The organism is Paraburkholderia sartisoli (genome assembly GCF_900107685.1).
GTDB lineage: Bacteria > Pseudomonadota > Gammaproteobacteria > Burkholderiales > Burkholderiaceae > Paraburkholderia > Paraburkholderia sartisoli.
The window spans coordinates 737,850-756,784 of the sequence record NZ_FNRQ01000001.1; the positions used below are offsets into that span (position 1 = coordinate 737,850).

14 protein-coding genes and 1 other RNA gene are annotated in these 18,935 nt (G+C 63.9%); 11 read left to right on the forward strand and 4 right to left on the reverse strand.

The features are described 5' to 3' along the window. Positions 1 to 432: 432 nt before the first annotated feature. From BLV45_RS03360 to BLV45_RS03375, 4 genes are all read left to right on the forward strand, one after another. Positions 433 to 1,392: a lysophospholipid acyltransferase family protein gene (locus BLV45_RS03360; protein ID WP_245753106.1), complete on the forward strand. Its 960-nt coding sequence runs from the start codon at positions 433 to 435 to the stop codon at positions 1,390 to 1,392. Positions 1,393 to 1,482: 90 nt separating this feature from the next. Further along, on the forward strand, positions 1,483 to 2,679 hold the full coding sequence (locus BLV45_RS03365) for an HlyD family secretion protein (protein ID WP_090528952.1): 1,197 nt from the start codon (positions 1,483 to 1,485) through the stop codon (positions 2,677 to 2,679). 2 nt (positions 2,680 to 2,681) lie between these two features. Further along, a complete protein-coding gene (locus BLV45_RS03370) occupies positions 2,682 to 4,799 on the forward strand; it encodes a peptidase domain-containing ABC transporter (protein WP_090528955.1) in 2,118 nt (705 codons plus the stop codon). Next, entirely contained in the window at positions 4,792 to 6,180 is a 1,389-nt protein-coding gene (locus BLV45_RS03375) for a TolC family outer membrane protein (RefSeq protein WP_090528958.1), read from the forward strand. The genes BLV45_RS03370 and BLV45_RS03375 overlap by 8 nt, the downstream gene beginning before the upstream one ends. A gap of 106 nt (positions 6,181 to 6,286) precedes the next feature. On the opposite strand, the gene ssrA is transcribed toward BLV45_RS03375, so the two are convergent. The 4 genes from ssrA to ompA form a co-directional block, all read right to left on the reverse strand. Further along, positions 6,287 to 6,656: a transfer-messenger RNA gene (ssrA, locus tag BLV45_RS03380) on the reverse strand. 177 nt (positions 6,657 to 6,833) lie between these two features. Then, positions 6,834 to 7,547: an HAD family hydrolase gene (locus BLV45_RS03385; RefSeq protein ID WP_090528961.1), complete on the reverse strand. Its 714-nt coding sequence runs from the start codon at positions 7,545 to 7,547 to the stop codon at positions 6,834 to 6,836. A gap of 27 nt (positions 7,548 to 7,574) precedes the next feature. Beyond that, positions 7,575 to 8,273, reverse strand: a complete 699-nt coding sequence (ubiG, locus tag BLV45_RS03390; RefSeq protein ID WP_090528964.1) for a bifunctional 2-polyprenyl-6-hydroxyphenol methylase/3-demethylubiquinol 3-O-methyltransferase UbiG — start codon at positions 8,271 to 8,273, stop codon at positions 7,575 to 7,577. Positions 8,274 to 8,500: 227 nt separating this feature from the next. Further along, positions 8,501 to 9,151, reverse strand: a complete 651-nt coding sequence (ompA, locus tag BLV45_RS03395; protein WP_090528967.1) for an outer membrane protein OmpA — start codon at positions 9,149 to 9,151, stop codon at positions 8,501 to 8,503. A 490-nt stretch (positions 9,152 to 9,641) separates the two neighbouring features. Between ompA and gyrA the strand changes: the two genes are divergently transcribed. The 7 genes from gyrA to aroA all read left to right on the forward strand — a co-directional run bounded on the left by gyrA (position 9,642) and on the right by aroA (position 18,908). Next, entirely contained in the window at positions 9,642 to 12,278 is a 2,637-nt protein-coding gene (gene gyrA / locus BLV45_RS03400; protein WP_090528971.1) for a DNA gyrase subunit A, read from the forward strand. A gap of 126 nt (positions 12,279 to 12,404) precedes the next feature. Further along, entirely contained in the window at positions 12,405 to 13,022 is a 618-nt protein-coding gene (locus BLV45_RS03405) for a DUF2059 domain-containing protein (RefSeq protein ID WP_090531020.1), read from the forward strand. Positions 13,023 to 13,211: 189 nt separating this feature from the next. Next, positions 13,212 to 14,294, forward strand: a complete 1,083-nt coding sequence (gene serC / locus BLV45_RS03410; RefSeq protein WP_090531023.1) for a 3-phosphoserine/phosphohydroxythreonine transaminase — start codon at positions 13,212 to 13,214, stop codon at positions 14,292 to 14,294. Positions 14,295 to 14,344: 50 nt separating this feature from the next. Next, positions 14,345 to 15,427 (forward strand): prephenate dehydratase, encoded by a 1,083-nt coding sequence (pheA, locus tag BLV45_RS03415; protein ID WP_090528974.1) that lies wholly within the window; start codon positions 14,345 to 14,347, stop codon positions 15,425 to 15,427. A gap of 60 nt (positions 15,428 to 15,487) precedes the next feature. Continuing rightward, positions 15,488 to 16,603 (forward strand): histidinol-phosphate transaminase, encoded by a 1,116-nt coding sequence (gene hisC, locus BLV45_RS03420; protein ID WP_090528977.1) that lies wholly within the window; start codon positions 15,488 to 15,490, stop codon positions 16,601 to 16,603. A gap of 45 nt (positions 16,604 to 16,648) precedes the next feature. Then, entirely contained in the window at positions 16,649 to 17,590 is a 942-nt protein-coding gene (locus tag BLV45_RS03425) for a prephenate dehydrogenase (protein WP_090528980.1), read from the forward strand. Positions 17,591 to 17,603: 13 nt separating this feature from the next. Beyond that, positions 17,604 to 18,908, forward strand: a complete 1,305-nt coding sequence (gene aroA, locus BLV45_RS03430) for a 3-phosphoshikimate 1-carboxyvinyltransferase (RefSeq protein WP_090528983.1) — start codon at positions 17,604 to 17,606, stop codon at positions 18,906 to 18,908. The last annotated feature ends 27 nt before the right edge of the window (positions 18,909 to 18,935 follow it).

Below are 18,935 nucleotides of genomic sequence, written 5' to 3' on the forward strand. Positions count from 1 at the left end.
ATATGGTGTAAGTGCCTGAATCCTCTGTCGATGATGGGGAAGTTGCGCGTGGCTTCGTTGAAAACCGGAATCCGGGTTTGTGAGGCGCAATCGGTCTCTAGGTCAAATTTTTTCAATTTAAGCGAGGCAATGTAAATAAAGGTCATGCCGTTTTATATTAAAAAAATCCCGGGCTATGATTCGCATCGCTCGAAAAGGAATATCCGTTTCGAGTGAAAGGAAATAACCCATCATCAATGAGGTAACTGAAATGCAAAAGATCGAACGCACCGAACTGGCTAAGGCAGCTGTCGCAGGCGGTTGCTGCAAGTGCTGCTCCGCTCCGGCACCGGCGAAGAAAGCCACGCCGTCGAAGCCGGTAGCCTGAGCGCCGCGTAGCTGACAGGACGGCCCCGCGAGGGGCCGTCTTCATGTCGACGCTTCGCCAGATCAATGAATATCGGATCGCTTGATGCGCTCATCAGATTGCGGGTTGCGTTGCGCAACAGCATCGGGCGCTGGCCGCTTTATCTGCGTGGCGCGCTGGTGGCCCGGCTTCCGGCTGCGGCAATCGAACCGCTCGCGCTGACTGGCTCACGTATCCGCGGTCTCGCCGACGCGCGCGCGCGTTGCCATGGTGAGATGCGTTGTGAGATCGGCCGCGATGTACTCGGGTCCGTGCCGTTCGACCGGCGGCGTGTCGCCGCGAGCAGCGCGCGCGAGCGTCTGATCGACCAGCGCATGTATTACGGCAGGCTCTCGCGTGGCGTTGAAGTCTGGCCCGATCTTCACGCGATCGCGGCCCGTCTTGCAAGTGAGATCCGGCGTCTGAAGGCCATCGATCCGAAACGTCCGGTCATCGTGTCGCCGTTTCACTATGTGTCCCAGTACGCAAACATCTACGTGGTCGACGCGTTGCGCGTCGCGCTGGGGCTCGAGTCGATCGCCGTTGTCTCGGCTGTGCCGCGCGACATGTATGGCGACGACAGCGCGCTGATTCCTGGCGTGGACGTGCTCTACACCTACGGCGACGGCGATCGCAACGGGCTCGGCCTGCGCGTTGCGCGCGCGCTCAGGCGCACGGGTGTCGCCGTGCTGTTCGCCGACGTGCCGCCGTTCGCGTTGCACCGCTATCCGATGGAGACCGTGGGTGTTTCGATGTTCGGGCGTCCCGCGCGGATTCATAACGGCGTGTTTCGCCTCGGCACGCAGTTCGACGCGACCCTGCTGCCGTTCTATCTGCGCTTCGACGGCGGACGCTTCAGCGCCGAACTGTTCGAGCCGCTGGCGCTGGCCGGGCAGGGCGCGCCGCAGCAGGTTGCCGGGTACATCGAGACCGCGCTCATCGATAACTTTCCTCACTCGCTCGTCGCGGTCAATCCGTCGATGTACGCCTTCGCGCCAACACGCTAGGGCGCTGCGCCGTCACGCGCAGTGTCCGCGCGCATGAATCCAGGCAAAGCGTCCACGCCGGCCCGAAGCCGGCATTCCGCACAACAGGTTATGGAACCCATCGATCTCCCGCAATTCAAGGACGTCTCGTGGCGCTGGATCGCCTATGCGACGTCGGCGCTCGTGACCGTCGCGACGGCGTTCGCGTTTTTCCACGAAGTCGAACTGAAACAGGACGTGCGCGCGGAGATCGTGTCGCCGTCGGAAGTCAAGATTCAGGGCCTCGAAGGCCTCGTCGCGGATATCTACGTGCATCAGGCCGAACGCGTCGCGCTGGGTGCGCCGCTCTTCCGGCTCGAACGGGATCTGTCGCTGGCAAGCGATGGCCGCCAGCGCCCCGTGTTCGACGAACACATGCGCGACGAGCAGATCGCTTCGACCGAAGCGCAGTATCGCCAGCGCAAGGCGGAACTGACCGCGCAACGCGAGACGTCGCAGCTGACCGAAGCCAGCCGTCGCGCGGAGATGTCGGCGCTCGACGAGCAGCTGGCCCAGAACCGGCAACTCGTCGACGAATCGGCGCACAAGCTGTCGCGGCTCGAGTCGGTGTCCGAGTACGTCACCGCCGACCGCATCGAACAGGCGAAGGCCGACACGCACCAGGCGAAAGTCGTGGTCGCGCAGAGCACCGCGCGGCGGCAGCAACTCGTGGCGGAGCTGGGCACGGCACGCAGCGCGCAGACCGGGATCGACGCCCAGCTGAAAGAACTCGACGCGCGGCATGCGGGCGATCTTCAGGACATCCGCGTGCGGTTCGAGCAGAACCGGCAAAACATGACGGTCTCCGCGCCGCGCGCAGGCGTGGTGTCGTTTTCGGGGCTGGTGGCGGGTCGAACGCTTGCCGCATCCGATGTGGCGCTCGTCATCGTGACCGGCGACGGCGGCGCACTGCGCGCGGCGCTGCGGATTCCTTCGCGCCGTCGCGGCTTCGTGCGCGAAGGGCAGACCGTGCGGCTCAAGTTCGACGCGTTCCCGTACGCGAAATTCGGCAGCTACGAAGCGCGCATCGATTCGATTTCGCGCACGACGGTGCGCTCGCCGATGTCGCCGCCTTCGGGCGCGTCCGAGCCGCGCGCGCCGGAAGGCGATTACATGGCGTGGGCCACGCTGCGTGGCCACACCTTCGACTTCGAGCGGCAGCACTTCGAGATCCTGCCCGGCATGTCGGCGACCGCGAGCATCGTGATCGAACGCCGGACGATTGCCGAATGGGTGCTGGCGCCGTTCTTCCGCATGCTGAGGGGATAACCGTGCGCGCGATCTATCAAAACGAAGTGGCCGAATGCGGCTACGCCTGTCTCGCGATGGTGCTGTCGCACTTTGGCCGCGCGACGGAAGTGCGCGAGCTTCAGGCGTTCAGCCCGATCTCGTCCAATGGCCTGTCGCTGATGGACCTGTACGACGTCGCGGTCGAATTCGGACTCGCCGTGCAGGCGTACCGGTTCGACACGGCCGATCTGCCCACCGTCAAGCGCGGCTCGATCCTTCACTTTGGCGGAGCGCATTTCGTCGTCTTCGAGAAGTGCGGGCGCGGCTATGTGCAGGTGATCGATCCGGCAAGCGGCCGGCGGCGCATATCGATGGAAACGTTCATCGCGAGCGTGTCCGGCTATCTGCTCGAATGCGCGCCGACGCCATCGATGCCCCGCGTGCGCAGCCGCTCGCGCGTGCCCGCGGCGCTCGCCCGCGTGCGCGCGCTCAATCCGCAGCTCAAGGCGCAGATCGCGAAGGTGATGTTCGTCGCGCTCGGCAGCCAGTTCGCGATTCTCGCGATGCCGTATCTCGGCAATCTCGTGCTCGATGACGTTGTCGCCGCCGATAACCTGAACCTGCTCAACGTCCTGATCCTGACGTTCAGCGCGATTTTCGTCACGGGCGCGCTGAGTCATTTCGTGCAGACGTACCTCGTTGAACTGCTGCACGGTTTCGTGCAGATGAACATGACCGAGGGGATACTCGCGCATCTGCTGCGCAATCCGGTGTCGTACTTCGAAAAGCGTCACGTGGGCGATCTGTTCGCGCGCGTCAAGGCGCAGGACGAAATCAGTGTCTTCGCCACGCGCACCCTGATTTCGCTTGGCATCAATCTGGTGGTCGGCGTGCTGGCGCTCGCGTTGATGCTCGTGCAAAGCCCGCGACTGACGGCGATCGCGTTGCTGGTTTTTGCGTTCTATGTGATGGTTTCGTACGCGCTCTTCGCGGGCATGCGCGACACGCACGCGCTCGTGCTCGAAGAATCCGCGCGTTGCGACGACACGTTGATCGAGACGATCCGCGCCGCGTCGCTGATCAAGCTGTCGCAGGGCGAAACGCGGCGCACCGCGATGTTCATGGCGAAATACCGCGCGTACATCGCCGCGCTCGTTCAGGGCGGCCGTCTCGCGAGCGCGCGCGACGCCATTCTCAAACTGGTGAACTACGCCGACATGATCGCGATCACCTGGTTCGCGGCGCGGCTGATGCTGGGCGGCGCGATCTCGGTCGGCGTGTTCTACTCGTTTTTGATCTACAAGTCGTTGCTGTCGGAGCGGCTTGCTGCGTCGATCAACGCGCTCTTCGAGTATTTCATGCTGAGCGTGCCGGTCGCGCGCGTGGGCGACATCGTCGATTGCGAAGGCGAGCGGTACACGCCCGCGAGCGACGTCCATCGATCCGTCGAGGTCCGCACGTTCGAGCAGATCGACGTGCGCGACGTGACGTTTCGCTACGGCGTCTCGGACCAGCCGGTGCTGAAGGGCGCGAATCTCACGATTAGCAAGGGTGACAAGATCGTGATCATCGGTTCGTCCGGCAGCGGCAAGTCGACGCTCTTCAAGCTGCTCGCCGCCGCCGAACCGCTGCAGGACGGGCAGATCACGCTGAACGGCATCGCGTGTCCGAATCTGACCGTCGACGAAATCCGGCGGCATGCCGTGCATATGCGTCAGGGCGACCTGATCCTGCATGGCTCGATCGCCGAAAACATCTCGCTCTTCGCAGGCAACGCGGACGAAGCGCGCATTCACGCGCTGCTCGACGACGTCGGATTGCTTGCCGACGTGATGCGTCTGCCGATGCGCACGCGCACGGTGATCAGCGACACGATCGCGAATATTTCCGCTGGTCAGCGGCAGCGACTGCTGCTGGCGCGCGCGCTTTACCCGCCACGCGAACTGCTGCTGCTCGATGAACCGACGTCGAATCTCGATCCCGTGTCGGTCCAGCATATCGTCGCGTTGTTGCAGCGCCTCGACCGCACGGTCGTGGTGATCACGCACGACATGTCGCTCGCATCGGCGTTCGATGTGCGTTACCGGCTGGTCGACGGTGTGCTCGTGCGCGATCCCGACTGTCATGACGCACGGAGCGAGGTGGCCGCCCATGAATAAGCGCATGGTGCTGGTCGCGCTGGCGATCGTTGCGGGTGCCCAGTGCGCGCAATGCGTGCGGGCGGCCGATCTGCTGACCGTCGTCGAGCAGACCACCGATCACGATGCGGCGCTCGCGGCAGCCCGCGCGGGCGCGCGCGCTGCACACCAGGCGGTACCGAAGGCGCGCGCACAGTTGCTGCCGCGCGTGGAGGGCGGCTGGGGGCGTGCGTATAACCGCATCGCCACCGAAGACTTCCCGACCACGACGTACTGGCAGAACGGTTGGACGGTGAGCCTGACGCAGCCGGTGTTCGACTGGAGCCGCTGGACGACTTACCGGCAGGCGGACTTCATCGAGGCACGCGGCGCCACCGAAGTCGCGCAGGCGCAGCAGGCGTCGATCCTGAAGGCCGCGCGTGCCTACTTCGACGAACTCGCCGCCGAGGATGAACTTGCCCGGGCAAACGACTATGCCGCCGCGCTCGACACGCATCTGACCCAGCTGCGTCGCAGGCAACTGGCCGGCGAGGCGACGGTGATCGATCTGCGCGACGCCGAGTCGGGTGTGCTGCAGGCGCATCTGCAACAGCAGGACGCGGACAACGCGTTGCAGTTGAGCCGGCTCGCACTGGAGCAGGCGACCGGGCAGCCCTTTGCCGCGCTGTCGCGGCTGGCCGACCCGGTCACGATGCCGCGCGTCGAACCGGACGACATCGACGCGTGGGCAAACCAGGCGCAGGCCCACGACTATCAGGTGCAGTTGAAACAGATCGACTGGCGCATCGCGAAACTCGAGGTCGAAAAGGCCCGCTCCGCGCATCTGCCGACGGTTAACATCACGGCGAGCCACACGCCGGCGGGCGCCGGTTCCGGTTATGCGCGCCCGACGACCACCACGACGGCGATGCTGTCGGTGAGCATTCCGTTCTTCGAGGGCGGCGAAACGGAGGCGCGCGTCGACGAGACGGTCGCGCTGGAGGACAAGGCGCAGGACGACCTGACCTCGGCGGTCCGCCAGGCCGGCGCGAGCGCGCGTGAAAGCTGGACGCGCCTTCGTTCCGGCGCGGCGCGCGTCGATGCGCTGGCGCGTCTTGCGCAGGCATCGAGCGCCGCGTTTGCCGCGACGCAGGTCGGCTACAGGGTGGGCAGCCGCGACAGCACCGACGTGCTGCGCGCGGCCGACACGTTCTACGCGAACCGGCGCGACCTGATCCGCGCGCGATACGAGACGATCATGGCGCTCCTGCAACTGAAAGCCGCGACGGCCGCCCTCACGTTTGACGAAGTGGCGAGCGTCAACGCATTGCTGGTCCCGGCGGCGAGCGGGGCGCCGCCGCAGCCACTGCGCGCGCCTCAGGTCGCACCGGCACGAGCCGGGGTCCCAGCGTCTTCTCACTGATGCATCGCGTTTGAGAGCGCGTAACAGAAAGCCCCACGCAGCGCGAACCGGGTGGGGCTTGTGTTGATCTGCTGATACTGACTGCTGCTTGTTACCGGGTGTTTTCTGGTGGAGGCGGCGGGAATCGAACCCGCGTCCAGAAGCACTCTACGACCAGTTCTACATACTTAGTTCTATCTTTTGATTTAACCGTGCCGACGCGGACGAACACGCTTCGGTACAGCGATTCACTGAATTTTCGACCTTGGCGTCGTGACGCCGACAAGGCTTAACTGACGTATATGACCTCTGTCGGTATTGCTACCGGTCTTGCGACTCTAACCCGTCAGTGAGCCAGGCAGAGGACGGCGGCCCTTAGGCTGCCAGTGCGAACGTTTCGTCGTTTGCAGTTACGTTTTTCCCGCTGATTTACGAGGTTACGGGGCCTCGGTATGCCCTGGCCGCTTCGCAACCCCTGTCGAAACCAGGTCGCCCCCGCGGTCGGATGACCTGCATATGCAGGTCAATCGCCATCTTACAATACAGTGACTCCTGCGTCACGGCTTCTCTGCAATGCAGGCCGGAATCCCGCTTGATGCCTCCGTGCCACAGGGGGATTGATCACCGCAAACCCAAACGCGGTCCTGTTTCCGGCTGCGGCGACCTGTTCGATATCAGGTGATGTCGCGCAACAGGCGTTGCAACTCGGCAGTCGACTGGACGATGTGCTTCGCGTGCCACTTCGCGGGCGGCAGGTCGTTGCCGCAATAGCCGTACGCCGCGGCCACCGTGACCATGCCGGCGGCAAACCCCGCCTGCACGTCGCGCAGATCGTCGCCGACGTAGACGATGCGCTCGGGCGGGATCGCCATTTCCTGCGCCGCGTGCAGGAGCGGCGCGGGGTGGGGCTTCGAGTGAGGCGTCGTGTCGCCGCTGACCACGCAGACCGCGCGCTCTTCGAGACCCAGTTGCGCGACGAGCGGATCGGTCAGGCGCGCTGCCTTGTTGGTCACGATGCCCCAACGGATGCCGCGTGCGTCCAGGTCGTCGAGCACGGCGTCGATGCCCTGGAACAGGGTTGTCTCGATACACAGATCGGCTTCGTAGTTGGCGAGAAACTCCTCGCGCATCGAAGCGAACTCATGGTCCTCCGGACCAATGCCGAAGGCGCCCCCAATCAGGCCGCGCGCACCCGCCGACGCGAGCGGGCGCAGGTCGTCGAGTGGCACCATGTCGAGCCCGCGCTCATGACGCATCTTGTTGACCGCGGCGGCGAGGTCGGGTGCGGTGTCGGCCAGCGTGCCGTCGAGGTCGAACAGGACGGCCTGACACAGGCCGGTTGCAGCTTCGTCGTCTTCGCGTTGGGGCAGGGGCGTGGGGTCGCTCATGAAGGTGTGTTCGCAGGTTCAGGTCGATCAGGCGGGGCGGCGGCTGGCGAGCATGTAGTTCACGCTCGTGTCGCTGGCTAGCGCGAAGTGCTTGCTGAGCGGGTTGTACACGATGCCCTTGATGTCGTCGGTGACGAGGCTCGCGCCGCGCACAAAGCCCGCGAGTTCGGACGGGCGGATGAAGCGCGCGTAGTCGTGCGTGCCCTTCGGGAGCATGCGCGCAATATATTCCGCGCCGATCACGGCAAAGAGATACGACTTCACGTTGCGGTTGAGCGTGGAGAAAAACACCCAGCCGCCTGGCTTGACGAGCGTCGCGCACGCGGCCACCACGGCGGCCGGCTCAGGAACGTGTTCGAGCATTTCCATGCAGGTCACGACGTCGTAGGTGGCGGGTTCACGGGCAGCGAGCGCCTCGGCGGCGATTTCTTCGTAATCTACGGTTACACCGCTTTCAAGACTGTGAAGATCCGCGACGCCCAACGCTTCGCGCGAAAGGTCGATACCCTTGACGTGCGCCCCCATTCCCGCCATCGATTCCGACAGAATGCCGCCGCCGCAACCGATATCCAGCACGCGTTTGCCGGCGAGCGACGCGTGCGCATCGATCCATTTGAGCCGGACCGGATTCAGTTCGTGCAGCGGTTTGAATTCGGCGTTCGGGTCCCACCAGCGATGGGCGAGATCGCTGAATTTCTGTAGTTCGTGGGGATCGGCATTGGTCATGTCGGATTCGGGCCTTGATGAAAGCGGGTGAGCGGGCGGGCGAGGATAAACCCTGAGTATATAGGCCGTCGAACCCGGCGGCAAAATGCTGCGCAATTGCAGCACGCCCGGGTCAGAAGCCCCACGGCAAACGGGTCGCGCCCGTGAGCGGGGCACTGATAGCCGGTGTCTGGAATAAAAAAAGCCCCGCCGAAGCGGGGCTTTGATACTGCGGTAACTCTGTAACCTTACTGCTTCGAAGTACCGACAACTTCGACTTCCACGCGGCGATCCGGTGCGAGGCAGGCGATGAGTTGCTTGTGGTTCTTCTGGTTGCAGCCAGTCGTAACCGGGTTGCGCTTGCCCTTGCCTTCCGTGTAGACACGGTTGGATTCGATGCCCTTGCTGACCAGGTATGCCTTGACAGCTTGTGCACGACGCAGCGACAGACGGTCGTTGTACTTGTCCGAACCGATACGGTCCGTGTAACCCGTCGCGACCACGACTTCCAGGTTCACGCCCTGGATCTTCGATGCGAGGTCGTCGAGCTGTTGCTTGCCAGCCGGCTTCAGGACAGCCTTGTCGAAGTCGAACAGGGCATCAGCCTGGTACGTGATCTTCTGGCTGGTGACTGCCGGCGCAACAGGCGCAGGCGGAGCCGGCGGGGTCGGAGCCTGGGCTACCAGGGCGCCATCGCACTTCGCGTTAGCCGTTGCCGGCGTCCAGAACGCATCGCGCCAGCAAAGCTCGTTCGTGCCGTTCATCCACACGTATTCGCCGGTGCCGTTCACCCAGTTGTCGTTCGTGGCTTGTCGCGACGCCGGCACCGACTGTGCCGAAGCGGATGCAGCCATTACTGCGGTAGCTGCAATGAACGCGAGCTTTGAAAGTTTATTCATATTTCTCCTCTCGAAATTGAGATTACCGCAGGTTTACTGCGAGCTTGTTGACGAAGACAAGTCATACATTGCTCGAAGTATAACATCGGTGCGGAACAAAAGACGTGCTGTGTAGACTTCGAGCAGTGTCTAACTCTTTGTGCGTTGGCATTTTGCCATATCGTTCCCTTCTGACGATAAAAAAATCCTCCCCTGTTTCTTGCCCCCAACCAATTGTGGTGCAAGCGCAACAAAGAAACCGCCGGATTTTTGCGCCCATCCGCTTTGTTCCGGTGCGAGCCCGCATCCGGAAAAATCTACCGCCGGGCAGGCCGCTGATCCAGCACGCAGGAGCCGTTCCCGGTCATCTCCCTAATAGGTATACGTACCCCGTCGGGCGCGGGTGCCGGGCATGTTAGAATCGCGTGATGCGTTGCGCCTGCAGCGTCTACGCGAAGCCGGCTCATCGTGCGTTTCAGGTGGCCGTCCTTGCATGTAAAAGACACGGATAATGGATCAATTCGCTAAAGAGACTCTGCCAATCTCCCTAGAGGAGGAAATGCGCCGTTCGTATCTCGATTACGCGATGAGCGTGATCGTGGGGCGTGCGCTCCCTGACGTTCGCGACGGCCTGAAACCGGTCCACCGGCGCGTGCTGTACGCGATGCACGAACTCAACAACGACTGGAACCGCGCCTACAAGAAGTCCGCGCGTATCGTCGGCGACGTGATCGGTAAGTATCACCCGCACGGCGACACGGCTGTCTACGACACCATCGTCCGGATGGCGCAGGACTTTTCGCTACGATACATGCTCGTGGACGGCCAGGGTAACTTCGGCTCCGTCGACGGCGACAACGCCGCGGCGATGCGGTACACCGAAATCCGCATGGCGAAGATCGGCCATGAACTGCTCGCCGACATCGACAAGGAAACCGTCGACTTCCAGCCGAACTACGACGGCAGCGAAAACGAACCGGCTATCCTGCCGGCGCGCATTCCCAATCTTCTGATCAATGGCTCGTCCGGCATCGCGGTCGGGATGGCGACGAACATCCCGCCGCACAACCTGAACGAAGTTGTCGACGCCTGCCATCACCTGCTGAAAAACCCGGAAGCCACGATCGACGAGCTGATCGAGATCGTGCCGGCACCGGATTTCCCGACCGCCGGCATCATCTACGGCGTCGCGGGCGTGCGCGACGGCTATCGCACCGGCCGCGGCCGCGTCGTGATGCGCGCCACGACCCATTTCGAGGAAATCGATCGCGGCCAGCGCATGGCGATCATCGTCGACGAGTTGCCGTATCAGGTGAACAAGCGCTCGCTGCTGGAGCGCATCGCCGAACTCGTCAACGAGAAAAAGCTGGAAGGCATTTCCGATATCCGCGACGAATCCGACAAGAGCGGCATGCGCGTCGTGATCGAGCTGAAGCGTGGCGAAGTGCCCGAGGTGATCCTCAACAATCTGTACAAGGCGACGCAGCTGCAGGACACGTTCGGCATGAACATGGTCGCGCTCGTCGACGGCCAGCCGAAGCTCCTGAACCTGAAGGAAATGCTGACCTGCTTCCTGTCGCATCGACGGGAAGTGCTGACGCGGCGCACGGTATACGAACTGCGCAAGGCCCGCGAACGCGGCCACGTGCTCGAAGGCCTGGCGGTCGCGCTCGCGAACATCGACGACTTCATCGCGATCATCAAGGCCGCGCCGACGCCGCCGATCGCGAAGCAGGAGTTGATGGCGCGTCCGTGGGATTCGTCGCTCGTGCGCGAGATGCTGGCGCGCGCCGAAACGGAGAACGCAGGGGCGGGTGGCCGTGAGGCCTATCGTCCGGACGGCCTGAATCCGCTGTTCGGCATGCAGACCGATGGCCTCTATCGTCTGTCGGACGTGCAGGCGCAGGAAATCCTGCAAATGCGTCTGCAACGCCTGACGGGTCTCGAGCAGGACAAGATCATCGGCGAATACCGCGAAGTGATGGCCCAGATCGCCGATCTGCTGGACATCCTCGCGCGTCCGGAGCGCATTACTGCGATCATCGTCGACGAACTGACGTCGATCCACGCCGAATTCGGCGACGCGCGCCGCTCGCGCATCGAGCTGAACGCGACCGAGCTGAACACCGAGGACCTGATCACGCCGCAGGACATGGTCGTCACCATGTCGCACGCGGGGTATGTGAAATCGCAGCCGTTGTCCGAATATCGCGCCCAGAAGCGCGGAGGTCGCGGCAAACAGGCGACCTCGATGAAGGAAGACGACTGGATCGACACGCTCTTCATCGCGAACACGCACGATCACATCCTGTGCTTCTCGAACCGCGGCCGCGTGTACTGGGTGAAGGTGTATGAGGTGCCGCAGGGCTCGCGGAACTCGCGCGGCCGTCCGATCGTCAATATGTTCCCGCTGCAGGACGGCGAGAAGATCACGGTGGTGCTGCCGGTCAAGGAATTCTCGGCCGACCGCTTCATCTTCATGGCGACGGCGCTCGGCACGGTCAAGAAAACGCCGCTGGAAGCGTTCAGCCGCCCGCTGCGCAAGGGTATTATCGCGGTCGGTCTCGACGACGGTGATTACCTGATCGGCGCCGCGATCACCGACGGCCAGCACGACGTGATGCTGTTCTCGGATTCGGGCAAGGCGGTGCGCTTCGACGAGAACGACGTGCGTCCGATGGGCCGCGAGGCGCGCGGCGTGCGCGGCATGCAGCTGGACGACGGGCAGCAGGTCATCGCGCTCCTCGTTGCCGGCGACGAGCAGCAGTCGGTGCTGACCGCAACGGAGAACGGCTTCGGCAAGCGCACGCCGATTACCGAGTACACGCGTCATGGCCGCGGCACAAAGGGCATGATCGCGATCCAGACCTCGGAGCGGAACGGCAAGGTGGTCGCCGCGACGCTGGTCGATCCTGAGGCGCAGATCATGCTGATCACCAACACGGGCGTGCTGATTCGTACGCGCGTGTCGGAAATCCGTGAGATGGGACGCGCAACGCAAGGTGTTACACTCATCAGCCTTGATGAGGGCACGAAGCTTTCAGGTCTCCAGCAGGTCGCCGAAGCGGAAGCAGATGTCGAAATCGAAGGCGAGGCCGATGGTCCCGCCGACGTCGATACGAACGGTGAAGAGGGCGGCGCAGCCTGATCCGCGCTGACCTCGTGGGATGTGTATATAACGGATGAACAAGCCGCATGAATCTGCGCCCACCTGTGAGGTTGCGGCGCGGTTCGGGCGGCGGGTAGTTCGATCTATTTCTCTTAGGGAGTAATGATGCAAAAACGATTCAAACAGTTGATGTTGCTGGCCGCTTTCGTCCCGACCCTCGCGATGGCGCAAGCACTTCAAACCCAGCAGGCAGCGCCGGCTGCGGCAGCAACTGCAGCAGCACCTGTTGATCCGGCCAAGCAGGCTGCGATCAAGGATCTGCTGGACGCGATCGACGCGCAGAAGCTCGTCGGCGCAATCGGTAACAGCGCGCAAATGCAGGCCAAGCAACTGGTTCCGGCCATCCTGTCGGACGCCCTGTCGGAAAACAAGTCGTTGACGGACAAGCAGAAGCAGGCTTCCGTCCCGACGCTGCAAAAGAACACGGTGCCGAAGCTGGTTGACTCGGCAGGTCAGGTGTTCGCAACGGACTCGTTCCGCCAGGACGCGATGCAGGCTCAGTACGACGCGTACGCGAAGTACTACAGCACGCAGGAAATCAAGGACCTGACGACGTTCTACAAGAGCCCGACGGGCCGCAAGTTCATCCAGGTGCAAGACCAGGTGGGCCGCGACGTGGTGAACGGTCTGATGCAGAAGTACATGCCGCAATCGATCAAGGCAACGCGCGACCAGGCTGACAAGGAAGTCGCTTCGGTCAAGCCGGCCGCCGCCGCGAAGTAAGCGGGTCGACAGGCTCAGCCGGCGCTGCCGCGACCGGCCATACAAGGGCGCCTTACGGCCGTCCGGGTTTGGCGGGTTGCCAGTGTCAGTGCGATAATGGTCGTTTGCGCGCACGCGCAGACGACCATTTTCTTTTCAGGCGCGCAATCCCGCAGTTTCCGCGGCGCGCCTGCTTCCGGGGTTTTCAAGATGCGCGTCTTTAATTTCTCCGCCGGACCGGCGGCCATGCCCGAAGAAGTGCTGCGCCAGGCGGCGGCTGAAATGCTCGACTGGAATGGCAGCGGCATGAGCGTGATGGAAATGAGCCATCGCGGGAAAGAATTCATGTCGATCCATGAAGAGGCGCTCACGGATCTGCGCGAGCTGCTCGCGGTGCCGGCAAGCCATCGCATCCTGTTCCTGCAGGGCGGCGGTCTCGGCGAAAACGCGATCGTGCCGATGAACATGCTCGGTACACGCAGGAATATCGATTTCGTCATCACGGGTTCGTGGTCGCAGAAATCGCTGAAGGAAGCGCAGAAGTACGGCGCCGCGCACATTGCCGCGTCAGGTCAGACGGCGGACGGTTTCACGCGCGCGCCGTCGTTTGCCGAATGGAAGCTGTCGGACGATCCGGCTTACGTGCATCTGTGCACGAACGAGACGATCCACGGCGTCGAGACCTTCGAGATTCCCGATCTCGGCGATATTCCGCTCGTCGCGGACGCGTCGTCGCACATCCTGTCGCGCCCGATGGACATCGCCAAGTACAGCGTGCTGTTCGGCGGCGCGCAGAAGAACATCGGCATGGCGGGCGTCACGGTGGTGATCGTGCGCGAGGACATGCTCGACCGCGCGCTCGCGATCTGCCCGTCGGCGTTCGAATGGAAGACGGTCGCCGAAAACAATTCGATGTACAACACGCCGCCCACGTACGCGATCTACATCGCCGGACTCGTGTTCAAGTGGTTGAAGAAGCAGGGCGGCCTTGCAGCCATGGAAGCGCGCAATCTCGAAAAGTCGAAGCTGCTTTACGACACGATCGATGCGAGCCGTTTCTATCTGAACAAGGTCGAGCGCAACGCGCGGTCGCGGATGAACGTACCGTTTTTCCTCGCCGACGAGTCGCGTAACGAAGATTTCCTGGCCGGCGCGAAAGCGCGCGGGCTGGTGCAGCTGAAGGGCCACAAGTCCGTCGGCGGCATGCGGGCGTCGATTTACAACGCGGTGCCGCTCGAAGGCGTCAAGGCGCTCGTCGAGTACATGAAGGAATTCGAACAACGCGGCGCCTGATCACCGGCGCGCATCCTTTTCCGTATTCTCCGGCAGGGCCGTTTTCACGCATGGACGACGAACTTAATTCAAGACTCAAACCGTTGCGCGACCGCATCGACTCGATCGACGCGCAACTGATTTCGCTCCTCAATCAACGGGCCGCGGTCGCCCTCGAAGTGGGCGAGGTGAAGAAGCATTTCAACGCGCCCGTGTTTCGGCCGGAGCGCGAGCAGCAGGTCATCGCGCGCCTGCAGGGCATGAGCGACGGCCCGCTCGCCGACGATCACATCAGCGCGATCTGGCGCGAAATCATGGCCGCGAGCCGCGCGCTCGAAAAAACCATCCGTGCCGCGTATCTCGGGCCGGTCGGCACGTATAGCGAACAGGCGATGCACGAGTACTTCGGTCAGTCGATCGAAGGGCTGCCGTGCCCGTCGATCGATGAAGTGTTCCGTTCGGTCGAAGCCGGCGCGGCCGAGTTCGGCGTCGTGCCGGTCGAGAATTCGACGGAAGGCGCCGTGTCGCGCACGCTCGACCTGCTGCTGCAGACGCAGCTTGTGATCGGCGGCGAGCTTGCGTTGCCGATCCATCACAACCTGCTGTCGCTCAATGGCGGCCTGACCGGCGTGACGCGCGTCTGCGCGCATGCACAGGCGCTCGCCCAATGCCAGCGCTGGCTCACGGCCAACGCGCCGCATCTCGAACGTCAGGCGGTGGCGAGCAACGCCGAGGCCGCGCGCATGGCCGCGGAAGACCCCACGGTCGCGGCGATCGCCGGCGATCGCGCGGCGACACATTACGGCCTGCAGGTCGCGTACGCGCTGATTCAGGACGATCCGCACAACCGCACGCGCTTCGTGATGATCGGCAAGGAACCGGCGGGCGTCAGCGGCAACGACCAGACCTCGCTGATCCTGTCGGTCAAGAACGAGCCGGGCGCGCTCGTGAAGCTGCTGGAGCCGCTCGCGCGGCACGGTGTTTCGATGACGCGCTTCGAATCGCGACCGGCCCGCGTCGGCACGTGGGAGTACTACTTCTACATCGACTTCGAAGGCCATCGCGACGACGCAACTGTCGCGGAGGCGCTGGTGGACCTCGAAAAGAAGGCCGCTTTCGTGAAGATTCTCGGCTCGTATCCGCGCTCGCGCTGATATCGCGGCGCCACCCTTTTACCCGTTCAGCCAGCTGGCAAAGTCGATCTGGAGTCACTCATGACATCGCAATTCGGTCCTTCCTATGTGCGCGACATCGCGCCTTACGTCGCTGGCAAACCGATTTCGGAAGTCGCCCGCGAGTTCGGCCTCGATGAAGCGCGCATCGTGAAGCTCGCGTCGAACGAAAACCCGCTCGGCATGCCCGAATCGGCGAAGCAGGCGATGGTGAAAGCCGCGAACGAGCTGGGCCGCTACCCGGATTCGAACGCGTTTGAACTGAAGGCCGCACTGGCCGCGCGCCATGACGTACCCGCCGACTGGATCACGCTGGGTAACGGCAGCAACGACATCCTCGAAATCGCGGCGCATGCGATCGTCGAGAAGGGCCAGTCGGTCGTCTACGCGCAGTATTCGTTCGCCGTCTACGCGCTGGCTACGCAAGGCCTCGGCGCGCGCGCGATCGTCGTGCCGGCCGTGAAGTACGGTCACGATCTCGACGCGATGCTCGCCGCGATCACCGCCGATACGCGGCTGATTTTCGTCGCGAACCCGAACAATCCGACGGGCACGTATATCGAAGGCCCGGCGCTCGAAGCGTTTCTCGACAAGGTGCCGCGCGACGTCGTCGTGGTGCTCGACGAGGCGTACACGGAGTACCTCGCGCCGCAAAAACGCTACGACTCGATCGCGTGGGTGCGCCGCTATCCGAACCTGCTCGTGTCGCGCACGTTCTCGAAGGCGTATGGCCTCGCTGGTCTGCGCGTCGGTTTTGCCATTGCGCAGCCGGAACTGACCGATCTGCTGAACCGTCTGCGCCAGCCGTTCAACGTGAACACGCTCGCCCAGGCGGCCGCGATCGCCGCGCTGAACGACAAGGCGTTTCTCGAAGAAAGCGCCGCGCTGAATGCAAAGGGCTATCGCGTGCTGACCGAAGCGTTCGGGCGGCTCGGTCTCGAGTATGTGCCGTCGGACGGCAACTTCGTGCTGGTGCGTGTCGGCAGCGACGACAACGCCGGCAACCGCGTGAACCTTGGCTTGCTGAAGCAGGGCGTGATCGTGCGTCCGGTCGGCAACTACGGTTTGCCGCAGTGGCTGCGCGTCACGATCGGCCTGCAGGCTGAAAACGAGGCGTTCATCGCGGCGCTCGAAAAAACTCTCGCCGCCGCTAGCTGAGCGGTTCGACCCGTTACCGCGCGCCGTTCCAGGCGCGCTTTTTCTGTGACCGCCGTGGCCGCGTTTTCCTTTAACAAACTGGTGATTTTTGGGGTCGGCCTGATCGGCGGATCGCTTGCGCGCGCGTTGCGCGAACGCGGCGGCGTGTCGGGCGCGCGAAGCGTGACCGGCGTGGGCCGTTCGGCGGCATCGACGGCGCGCGCGCTGGAGCTCGGCGTGATCGATGCAACCGCCGCGCTCGCCGACGATGCGGCGTTGCGCGCGGCGCTTGCCGGCGCCGACTTCGTGCTGCTGGCAGCACCGGTTGCTCAGACCCAGTCGCTGCTGGAGCGCATCGCGCCGTTCCTCGACGACGCCACTGTCATCACGGACGCCGGCAGCACGAAGTCCGACGTGGTGGCGGCCGCGCGTGCGGCACTCGGTGCGCGCATCGGCCAGTTCGTGCCGGGGCATCCGGTTGCCGGCCGCGAATCGAGCGGCGTGGACGCCGCCCTGCCGGATCTGTACGTCGGCCGCAATGTCGTGCTGTGCCCGTTGCCGGAAAACGATCCGCAGGCGGTGGAGCGCGTCGCGGCGATGTGGCGTGCAACCGGCACGAGCGTGTCGAACATGTCGCCGGAGCAGCACGACCGCGTGCTCGCTTCGGTGAGCCATCTGCCGCATGTGCTGTCGTTCGCGCTCGTCGAGCAGATTCTGAATTCGCCGGACGCCGCGCTGAAGTTTTCGCTCGCCGCCGGCGGCTTTCGCGATTTCACGCGGATCGCGGCGTCGAGTCCGGAAATGTGGCGCGACATCTGCGTGGCGAACCGCGCCGCGCTGCTGGAAGAACTCGACGACTACATGGCCGTGCTGACGCGCCTGCGCGCCGCAATCGAAGCCGGTGATGGCGCCGCGCTCGAAGCCGTCTTCGCCCGCTCGCGCGTGGCGCGAACCGAATGGCAGGAACGCGGCGGCGCGAAAATCTCCGCCGGCGACGCCTCGAAATAACAGGACACACTTCATGGAACATCTCGATCTCGGACCTTTTTCCCATGCGTCCGGCACGATCCGCCTGCCGGGCTCGAAGAGCATTTCGAACCGCGTGCTGCTGCTGGCTTCGCTCGCCGAAGGCGAAACGACGATCACGAACCTGCTCGACTCCGACGACACGCGCGTGATGCTGGCCGCGCTCGAGCAACTCGGCGTGAAGCTCAAGCGCGACGGCGACACCTGCGTGGTCACCGGCACGCGCGGCGCGTTCACGGCGAAGACGGCCGACCTGTTCCTTGGCAACGCCGGCACGGCGGTGCGTCCGCTGACGGCGGCGCTGGCCGTGCAGGGCGGCGATTACCGCGTGCATGGCGTGCCGCGCATGCACGAGAGGCCGATCGGCGATCTGGTCGACGGCCTGCGACAGATCGGCGCGAGGATCGACTACGAGGAAAACGAAGGCTATCCGCCGCTGCGCATCCGTGCCGGCGACATCGCCGCGGAAACGCCGATCCGCGTGCGCGGCGATGTCTCGAGCCAGTTCCTGACCGCCTTGCTGATGACGCTGCCGCTTCTGAAAACGGAGAGCGGCGTGACGATCGTCGACGTCGAGGGTGAGCTGATTTCGAAGCCCTACATCGACATCACGATCAAGCTGATGGCGCGCTTTGGCATCGAGGTCGAGCGGCTCGGATGGCAGCGCTTCACGGTGCCGTCCGGCAGGCGCTACCAGTCGCCGGGGCGGATCATGGTGGAAGGCGACGCGTCGTCGGCGTCGTATTTTCTCGCGGCCGGTGCGCTCGGCGGCGGCCCGCTGCGGGTGGAAGGCGTCGGACGGGCGAGCATCCAGGGCGACGTCGGCTTTGCGAACGCGCTGATGCGCATGGGCGCGAACGTGTCGATGGGCGACGACTGGATCGAGGTGCGCGGCATCGGCAACGATCACGGCAAGCTCGACCCGATCGACATGGACTTCAACCTGATCCCGGACGCGGCCATGACGATTGCCGTGGCCGCGCTTTTCGCCGACGGCACGAGCACGCTGCGCAACATCGCCAGCTGGCGCGTGAAGGAAACCGACCGGATCGCCGCGATGGCGACCGAACTGCGCAAGGTCGGCGCGAAGGTGGAGGAGGGCGAAGACTACCTCGTCGTCACGCCGCCCGCGAAGCTGACGCCGAACGCCGCCATCGATACGTACGACGACCACCGGATGGCCATGTGCTTCTCGCTGGTGAGCCTCGGCGGCGTGCCGGTGCGCATCAACGATCCGAAGTGCGTCGGCAAGACGTTCCCCGACTATTTCGCGCGCTTCATGGCGCTCGCCCAACCCTGACGACGAATACCGAATTGATCCCCTTCG

Bases quoted from the DNA above. Each gene is read 5' to 3' on its own strand.
- aroA (WP_090528983.1), top strand. From the start codon at position 17,604: ATGGAACATCTCGATCTCGGACCTTTTTCCCATGCGTCCGGCACGATC.
- gyrA (WP_090528971.1), top strand. From the start codon at position 9,642: ATGGATCAATTCGCTAAAGAGACTCTGCCAATCTCCCTAGAGGAGGAA.
- BLV45_RS03365 (WP_090528952.1), top strand. From the start codon at position 1,483: ATGGAACCCATCGATCTCCCGCAATTCAAGGACGTCTCGTGGCGCTGG.
- pheA (WP_090528974.1), top strand. From the start codon at position 14,345: ATGGACGACGAACTTAATTCAAGACTCAAACCGTTGCGCGACCGCATC.
- serC (WP_090531023.1), top strand. From the start codon at position 13,212: ATGCGCGTCTTTAATTTCTCCGCCGGACCGGCGGCCATGCCCGAAGAA.
- ompA (WP_090528967.1), bottom strand. From the start codon at position 9,151: ATGAATAAACTTTCAAAGCTCGCGTTCATTGCAGCTACCGCAGTAATG.
- hisC (WP_090528977.1), top strand. From the start codon at position 15,488: ATGACATCGCAATTCGGTCCTTCCTATGTGCGCGACATCGCGCCTTAC.
- BLV45_RS03405 (WP_090531020.1), top strand. From the start codon at position 12,405: ATGCAAAAACGATTCAAACAGTTGATGTTGCTGGCCGCTTTCGTCCCG.
- ubiG (WP_090528964.1), bottom strand. From the start codon at position 8,273: ATGACCAATGCCGATCCCCACGAACTACAGAAATTCAGCGATCTCGCC.
- BLV45_RS03385 (WP_090528961.1), bottom strand. From the start codon at position 7,547: ATGAGCGACCCCACGCCCCTGCCCCAACGCGAAGACGACGAAGCTGCA.
- BLV45_RS03360 (WP_245753106.1), top strand. From the start codon at position 433: ATGAATATCGGATCGCTTGATGCGCTCATCAGATTGCGGGTTGCGTTG.
- BLV45_RS03375 (WP_090528958.1), top strand. From the start codon at position 4,792: ATGAATAAGCGCATGGTGCTGGTCGCGCTGGCGATCGTTGCGGGTGCC.